6 protein-coding genes are annotated in these 5,846 nt (G+C 69.6%); 3 read left to right on the top strand and 3 right to left on the bottom strand.

The window, feature by feature from the left end; genetic code table 11:
- Together D7X74_RS38765 and D7X74_RS38760 are read right to left on the bottom strand one after the other, a co-directional pair.
- Positions 1-738, bottom strand: a 738-nt coding sequence (locus D7X74_RS38765) for an RIP metalloprotease (RefSeq protein ID WP_147446842.1), incomplete at its 3' end; no start/stop codon positions are given.
- Between the two features lie 16 nt (positions 739-754).
- Complete coding sequence (locus D7X74_RS38760; protein ID WP_120537981.1) at positions 755-1,177, bottom strand: NUDIX hydrolase; 423 nt, start codon at positions 1,175-1,177, stop codon at positions 755-757.
- Positions 1,178-1,249: 72 nt separating this feature from the next.
- On the opposite strand from D7X74_RS38760, the gene D7X74_RS38755 reads away from it, so the two are divergent.
- Together D7X74_RS38755 and acs are read left to right on the top strand one after the other, a co-directional pair.
- Positions 1,250-1,735 (top strand): hypothetical protein, encoded by a 486-nt coding sequence (locus tag D7X74_RS38755; RefSeq protein ID WP_233595540.1) that lies wholly within the window; start codon positions 1,250-1,252, stop codon positions 1,733-1,735.
- A gap of 61 nt (positions 1,736-1,796) precedes the next feature.
- A complete protein-coding gene (gene acs / locus D7X74_RS38750) occupies positions 1,797-3,749 on the top strand; it encodes an acetate--CoA ligase (protein ID WP_120537980.1) in 1,953 nt (650 codons plus the stop codon).
- A gap of 12 nt (positions 3,750-3,761) precedes the next feature.
- Here the strand turns inward: acs and D7X74_RS43325 are convergent, their stop codons facing one another.
- The gene (locus D7X74_RS43325; RefSeq protein ID WP_158620365.1) at positions 3,762-3,923 is read right to left on the bottom strand and encodes a hypothetical protein; all 162 of its coding nucleotides are present in this window, start codon (positions 3,921-3,923) and stop codon (positions 3,762-3,764) included.
- 229 nt (positions 3,924-4,152) lie between these two features.
- Between D7X74_RS43325 and D7X74_RS38745 the strand changes: the two genes are divergently transcribed.
- Positions 4,153-5,846, top strand: a 1,694-nt coding sequence (locus tag D7X74_RS38745) for a dipeptidase (protein ID WP_233602440.1), incomplete at its 3' end; no start/stop codon positions are given.

Here is a 5,846-nt window from a genome sequence, read left to right as displayed (position 1 = left end):
GCCCCGACCCGTGACGCCCGGTCCCCGCACCAGCGCCACCAGCGTGGACAGCGCCTCGGATGCCAGGCGCCCCGTGTGGACGATGGACTGGGTGAAGGCCTCGCCGGGCACGTGCGTGCGGAACACGTACTGCTGGCTCACGCCGATGCGCCCCGTGCCCCGCTCATCCGCCCGGGGCCGCACCTTCACCGTGCGCGGCTCGCCGTGCCGCTCCACCGCCAGGTCCAGCTCATGGCCCACGCCGTCCGCCACCCGCGTGACGAAGTCCGACCAGCTCTCCAGCGGCTTGCCGTCCACGCGCACCAGCCGGTCCCCCGGCAGCAACTGCGCGCGCGCCGCCTCCGAACCCGGCAGCACCGTGCCCACCGTCAGCGGCACCACCACGTGCGTGCCCGACGAATACAGGGCGAACAGCAGGCCCACCGCCACCGCGTAGTTCGCCGCCGGCCCCGCCAGGATGATGGCCATCCGCTTGAGCGGCCCCAGCGTGCCGAACCCCGTCGTGTCCTCTTCCCCGGAGCGGTGCGGGTTCATCCCCTGCAGGTTCGCGGAGGCACCCAGTGGAATCGCGCCCAGCACGAACTGCGTGCCGCCCAGCCGGAACGACAGCAGTGGCGGCCCGAAGCCCACGGTGAAGCGCGGCACCCGCACGCCCAGCAGGCGCGCGGCCACCAGGTGCCCCAGCTCATGCACGATGAGCAGCGCCCCAAGGGCGAGCAGGACGAACAGGTAGTGCATCCGGACCCGTCCGCGCCTACAGCTTGCGGCGCTTCCCGGTGCGCTTGTAGGTCAGGTAGTCGGACAGGATGGTGCCGTGGTCGAAGCAGAGGTCCTTCGGCAGCGCGTCCAGCGTGAAGGTCTTCGCCTCCGCCGCGTCGTCCGCGCCCACCGGCTCTCCCTTCGCCTGCGCGATGAACACCGTGGAGATGGTGTGCAGCCGCGGGTCGCGCTTCGGATCCGAATAGCTGAAGAACTGCTCCTCCAGCGTCACGTCCAGCCCCGTCTCCTCCTTCGCCTCCCGGATGGCCGCCTTGTCCAGCGGCTCACCCTCGTCCACGAAGCCGCCCGGCAGCGCCCAGCCCACCGGCGGATTCGCGCGGCGGATGAGCACGATGCGCTCGCCAGACAACTCGATGATGCAGTCCACGGTGGGTTTGGGGTTGCGGTATTCAGGCATGGCGGCGCACTCTACCTCCGCCCCCACCCGAGCGCCCGCTCCGGATGCCTCCCGTGGGCGATGGTGCGTGCCGTGTCTACCCTCCGACGCCTCTGTCTCGTTGCCTTCGCGCTCGCGGCCCCCTCCCTGGTGGGCTGTCTGCCGTACAGCCAGAACGAGGGCGACTACGAACTGACCCCCGTCGAGCTGCTGCGCGACGACTGCAACCTGCTGCCGCAGGTGATCGACGAGTTCCGGCTGGGCCTCCAGATTTCCGGCCGCGTGGTGCGCGCGGACTTCGGCGTGCAGAACATGCAGCTGCTCGGCTACTTCCTGGAGGACGGCGAGGCCTTCACCGCGGACGGCAGCGTGGCCAACGTGAGCGCCTCGGCGAACGGCCAGGAGTGCCTGCTCGGTCAGATCCGCGTTCACCTGGACGCCACGACGCAGTGCTCGACGCAGTTCAATGGTCAACTGCGGCTCGTCTACGACTCCGACGGCGTCACGCAATGCTCCTGCGAGCTGTGGGTCCGCTTCGAAGGCGTTCAGGGAAACACCCGCTGCGAAGAGTCGCCTTGAGACTCGGGGGCCGGGCCCCTAGAACAAGAGGGCTGTTCCCACGCGCAATGGAGGGACGCCCATGGCTGACCCGCAGGCAATCAACTCGGTCCTGACCGAGTCCCGCGTCTTCCCCCCGCCCGAGGAGTTCTCCCGGCGGGCCCACATCCGGAGCATGCAGGATTATCAGCGGCTGTGGGACGAGGCCGACAAGGACCCGCAGAAGTATTGGGGGGACCGTGCCCGCGAGGAGCTCTACTGGAAGGAGCCCTTCAAGACGGTGCTGGAGTGGAAGCCTCCCCACGCGCGCTGGTTCATCGAGGGCCGGACCAACCTCTCCTACAACTGCTTGGACCGGCACCTGCCGAAGCTCGCGGACAAGCCCGCCATCCTCTTCGAGGGGGAGCCCGGCGACCGCCGCTCCGTCACCTACGGTGAGCTGTCGAAGCAGGTGAACCGGCTGGCCAACGGCCTCAAGTCCCTGGGCGTGAAGAAGGGCGACCGCGTCGGCATCTACCTGCCCATGGTGCCCGAAGCGGCCGTCGCGATGCTGGCGTGCGCGCGCCTGGGCGCGGTGCACTCCGTGGTGTTCGGCGGCTTCTCCGCGGAGGCGCTCCAGGAGCGCATGAAGGACATGGGCGCGAAGGTGCTGCTCACCGCGGACGGCGGCTGGCGCAAGGGCGCCGTGGTGCCGCTGATGAAGAACGTGGAGGCCGCGCTCCCCAACGCCCCCAGCATCGAGAAGGTCGTCGTGCTCACGCGCACCGGCGACGGCAAGCTTCCCGACGGGCCGAAGTTCATGGCGTGGGACGCGCTGGTGAAGGGCCAGGCCGACACCTGCGAACCGGAGTGGGTGGAGAGCGAACACCCGCTGTTCATCCTCTACACGTCCGGCTCCACCGGGAAGCCCAAGGGCGTTCTGCACACCACGGCGGGCTACGCGATGAACGCGTCGCTCACCACTCGCTGGGTGTTCGACCTGCGCGAGGACGACATCTACTGGTGCACCGCGGACGTGGGCTGGGTGACGGGCCATACGTACGTGGTCTACGGCCCGCTGATGAACGGCATCACCACGGTGCTCTACGAGGGCGCGCCCACGCAGCCGGGGCCGGACCGCTTCTGGGACATCATCGAGCGCTACAAGGCCACCATCCTCTACACCGCGCCCACCGCCATCCGCGCCTTCATGCGCCTGGGGGACGGGCCGGTGAAGCAGCACGACCTGTCCTCGCTGCGCCTGCTGGGCAGCGTGGGCGAGCCCATCAACCCCGAAGCGTGGATGTGGTACCGCGACGTCATCGGCGGCGGCCGCTGCCCCGTCGTGGACACATGGTGGCAGACGGAGACGGGCTCCATCATGATCTCCCCGCTGCCGGGCGCCACGCCCACCAAGCCGGGCTCCGCCACCCTCCCGCTGCCCGGCATCCACGCGGAGATATTGGACCGCGACGGCAACCGCGTGCCCAAGGGGCAGGGCGGCCTGCTGTTCGTGACGAAGCCCTGGCCGTCCATGCTGCGCACCGTGTACGGGGACCCGGAGAGGTACGTGAACACGTACTTCAGCGAGCTGCCCGGCATGTACTTCACCGGCGACGGCGCGCGCACGGATCCGGACGGCTACCTCTGGCTGATGGGCCGCGTGGACGACGTGGTGAACGTGGCCGGCCACCGCCTGGGCACCGCGGAGGTGGAGAGCGCGCTGGTGTCGCACCCGAAGGTCTCCGAGGCCGCCGTGGTGGGACGCCCGGATGACCTGAAGGGCACCGCGCTGGTCGCCTTCGTGACGCTCAAGCAGGGCAACGCCCCGTCGGACGCGCTCAAGAAGGAGCTGGCCACGCACGTGGGCAAGGAGATTGGCGCCATCGCCCGGCCGGACGACATCCGCTTCGCGGAAGGGCTGCCCAAGACGCGCTCGGGGAAGATCATGCGCCGGCTCTTGCGCGACGTGGCCGCGGGCAAGACGTCCACGCAGGACACCACCACGCTGGAGGACCTCAACGTGCTGGCCACGCTCCGTCAGAACGACGAGTAGGCGACCTCCTGCTCAGGACCGGCTGTCCTCCGCGTCCTTGCGGGGGCGGCCGTGCTTGTCCCTCACGTTCTCCCGGTCCGCCTTGCTCCACCAGATGCGGGAGCTCCACAGGGCGGGGCCCAGGACGACCGTGAGGACGAAGAACACGACCAGGCCCACCACGATCTCCGTCAAGACGTCCTCCAGGGGCCCGCGGGGGCCGGAAAAGACAACCCTAGCGTCCCCGTCCAGCAGGTGCCACGAGAGGGAACCGGGCGGGAAGTAGCACGGCGCTCGGCCCCTATCGCCTCCGTGCATGCCGCGGGGCGGCGAGACTCCGCGAGCCTCGGGGGCCCGGGCGCTTCACGGTCGGGCAACCTGCCTGGGCGGGCAGCCGGCGGCAGTCCTGCTAGATTGCGCCGCCATGAACCGATTCTCCTCGACCCTGTTCACCGCGCTGCCGCTCACGGCGGTGCTGGTCGCCCCCGTCGCGGACGCCTGCACCAGCATGCTGGTGACGAAGGGCGCCACGACGGACGGCTCCACGTTCATCACCTATTCGGCGGACTCGCACGAGCTGTACGGCGAGCTGTACCACACGCCCGCGCGCCGCCACGCGGCCGGGGCGCAGCGCGACATCGTTGACTGGGACACCGGCAAGTTCCTGGGGCGCATCAAGGAACTGCCCGCCACGTACTCCGTGGTGGGCAACATGAACGAGCACCAGCTCTCCATCAGCGAGTCCACCTTCTCGGGCCGCAAGGAGCTGGAGGGGCCCTCGGGCCTCATCGACTACGGCTCGCTCATCTACGTGGCGCTGGAGCGCGCGAAGACGGCGCGCGAGGCCATCCAGGTGATGACGGACCTGGTCGCGGAATACGGCTACGCCTCCACCGGGGAGACGTTCTCCATCGCAGACCCGAAGGAGGCGTGGCTCCTGGAGATGATTGGCAAGGGCGCTGGCCAGAAGGGCGCGGTGTGGGTGGCCCGGAAGCTCCCCGACGGCTTCATCTCCGCGCACGCAAACCAGGCGCGCATCCGCCAGTTCCCGCTCAGCGACTCCGCCACCACGCTGTACTCGCCGGACGTCATCACCTTCGCGCGCGCGAAGGGCTGGTACACGGGCGCGGACAAGGACTTCAGCTTCGCGGACACGTACCACCCGCTGGAGTTCGGCGGGCAGCGCTTCGCCGAAGGGCGCGTGTGGAGCATCTTCCGCCGCGCGGCCCCGTCCATGAAGCTGGGCCTGGAGTACGCGGACGGCTCGGATTTGAACAAGCGCCTGCCCCTGTGGGTGAAGCCGGACAAGAAGGTGTCCGTGCAGGACGCGATGGCGCTCATGCGCGACCACTTCGAGGGCACCGCGCTGGACATGTCCAAGGACGTGGGCGCGGGGCCCTACGCGGCGCCCTACCGCTGGCGCCCCATGACGTGGGACGTGGACGGCAAGAACTACGTCCACGAGCGCGCCATCTCCACGCAGCAGACGGGCTTCTCCTTCGTCGCGCAGATGCGCGGCTCGCTGCCGGACGCCATCGGCGGCGTGCTCTGGTTCGGCGTGGATGACACGTTCACCACCGTGTACACGCCCATGTACGCGGGCATCCGGCAGGTGCCGAAGAACTTCGCGCAGGGCGTGGCCAGCCGCGGAGACTTCTCCTGGGATTCGTCCTTCTGGGTCTTCAACTGGGTGTCGAACCAGGCCTACGGGCGCTGGAGCGACATGATCGTGGACGTGCAGAAGGCCCAGGGCGAACTGGAGGGCCAGTTCCTCGCGGATCAGGCCCACGTGGAGAGCATCGCGCAGACGCTCTACAAGCGCACGCCCGAGCAGGCCCGCCAGTACCTCACCGAGTACTCGCTCCAGCAGGGCGACAAGGTGCACGCGCGCTGGCGCAAGCTGGGCGAGCAGCTGCTCGTGAAGTACATCGACGGCAACGTGCGCGACGCGACGGGCAAGGTGAACCACCCGCGCTACCAGGACGCGTGGTACCGCCGCATCGCCGCGGACAACGGCCCCCGCCTGGAGTCCCGCGAGAAGCCCGAGCCGAAGCCCCAGGCTCCGGTGACCCCCGCGGCTCCTGTCCCGGCCCCCGCGGCCCCGGCGACGCCGAAGCC

The sequence above is a fragment of the Corallococcus sp. CA047B genome, assembly GCF_003612065.1.
In the GTDB taxonomy this organism is placed as follows: Bacteria; Myxococcota; Myxococcia; order Myxococcales; family Myxococcaceae; genus Corallococcus; species Corallococcus praedator.
This window is presented reverse-complemented; position numbering and strand designations above follow the sequence as displayed.

Coding starts and splice junctions, on each gene's coding strand:
- D7X74_RS38760 (WP_120537981.1), bottom strand. CDS start 1,177: ATGCCTGAATACCGCAACCCCAAACCCACCGTGGACTGCATCATCGAG.
- acs (WP_120537980.1), top strand. CDS start 1,797: ATGGCTGACCCGCAGGCAATCAACTCGGTCCTGACCGAGTCCCGCGTC.